General features: G+C 75.6%; 1 pseudogene. It reads left to right on the top strand.

Annotation, left to right across the window (positions count from 1 at the left end):
- A pseudogene (locus tag LI94_RS24055) lies at positions 1 to 2,045 on the top strand (hypothetical protein); the annotation flags it as partial.

Below are 2,045 nucleotides of genomic sequence, written 5' to 3'. Positions count from 1 at the left end.
CGGCAACGGCGGCACGGGCGGTAACGGCGCCGACGGCGGCGCGGGCGGCAAGGCAGGCGTCGGCGGCGTCGGCAGCCTCACCAACGGTGCCGGCGGTGAGGCGGGTCTGGCCGGCCTGGGCAGTGACGGCGCCAACGGTGGTGCCGGTGGTGCCGGTGTCGGCCTGGCCAGCGACGGCCTGACCGGACAGGCCGGTGGTGTCGGCGGCGCTGGTGGTAACGCGGCGACGATCGGTAACGGTGGCGCGGGCGGTATCGGTGGTCTTGGCGCCACCGTCGCCGGCCTCACGGACATCAACGGCAACGGCCTGGCGGGCTTCGTCGGCGGCACGGGTGGTAACGGTGGCGCCGGTGGCGCCGGCGGTACCACCTCCGGCAACGGTGGCGCGGGCGGTAACGCCGGTAACGGTGGTAACGGTGGCGCCGGTGGCGCCGGTGCGGACGCCACGGTGGCCGACACCGCGGGCGGTAACGGCGGCGACGCCGGTGCGGGTGGCCAGGGTGGTACCGGTGGTGCCGGTGGTTCGGCCAACGACGGTGCGGGCGGTGTCGGTGGTGACGCCGGTAACGGTGGTGACGCCGGTATCGCGGGCGCCGGTGGTACAGGTCTCGGTGGCGGTGGTGCCACCAACGCCGGCGCCGGTGGTAACGGTGGCGCCGGTTCTGTCGGCGGTGCGGCGGGCGCTGCGGGCGTCGGCGGCAGTGGAAGCGAAGCCGGCGGCCAGGGTGCGGCGGGCAATGCCGGCGCTGGCAGCGACGGTGGTGCCGGCGGTCAGGGTGGCGCGGGTGCCGGCCTGATCAGTGCGACCAACACCGGCCAGGGCGGCGGTGCGGGTGGTGCCGGTGGCGCTGCGGCCCTGGTGGGCAACGGCGGTGCGGGTGGCCAGGGTGGTGCCGGCGCGACCGTGGACGGCATCACCGACGGTTCGGGCAACGGCACCAATGGTGCCGACGGTGGCCTGGGCGGCCAGGGTGGTGTCGGCGGTACCGGCGGTTCGGTTTCGGGTAACGGTGGCGCCGGCGGTAACGGTGGCGCGGCCGGTCACGGCGGTAACGGTGGCAACGGCGCGGACGGCACGGCTGGCGTGAACGCGGTCGCCGGTAGCGGTGGCGATGGCACCGACGGTGGCGACGCCGGCAACGGCGGTAACGGCGGTAACGGCGGTACCGGTGGTAACGGTGGCGCCGGTGGCACCGCCGCCAATGGTTTGGTGGGTGACGAGGGCCTCGGCGGCGCCGGCGGTAATGCCGGCGACGCGGGTAACGCCGGTAACGGCGGTGCCGGCGGCAGCGGTGCCGGCGGCGGCGTCGGCGTCAAGGCCGGGAACGGCGGCGACGGCGGCCAGGGTGGTCTTCGCGGTGTTGCGGGCGGCTCGGCAGGTGAGGGTGGCTGGAACGCCAGCGAGACGCAGCAGGCCGCCGACGGGGCGGCCGGTGCCGCGGCGACCGGTGGTAACGGTGGCGCCGGCGGTAACGGCGGTGTCGGACTGGTCCACGGCGACGGTTCACCGCAAGCAGGTGGCGATGGTGGCCACGGTGGCGCGGCCGGCGCGGTCGGTGTCGGTGGTGCCGGTGGTAACGGTGGCGTCGGATCCACCGGCAAGGCCGGTACCGACGGAGTTGTCGATGGACTCGGCAACGGCGGCGACGGCACCCACGGTGGTGTCGGTGGCCTCGGTGGTAACGGCGGCAACGGTGGTGCCGGCGGAACCGAGTCGGGTGACGCCGGTGCCGGTGGCGCCGGTGGTAACGGCGGTGCCGGTGGCCGCGGTGGCTACGGCGCAGACGGTGTCAACGCGGTCAACGCGGTGTTCGGCAGCGGCCTGTCGGGTGCCGACGGCGGCAGCGGCGGCAGCGGCGGCAACGGTGGCCTCGGCGGCGACGGTGGCGTCGGCGGGCTCGGTGGCACGGACGCCTTGGGCAACGTCGCCGCGGCGGGTGTCGGCGGCAACGGTGGTCAAGGTGGTGCCGCGGGCAACTCCGGTAACGGCGGCAACGGCGCCAACGGCGCCGGCGGCGGCGTCAACCTGGTGGCCGGTAACGGCG

This window comes from Mycobacterium sp. UM_Kg27, assembly GCF_000972905.1.
GTDB lineage: Bacteria > Actinomycetota > Actinomycetes > Mycobacteriales > Mycobacteriaceae > Mycobacterium.
This window is presented reverse-complemented; position numbering and strand designations above follow the sequence as displayed.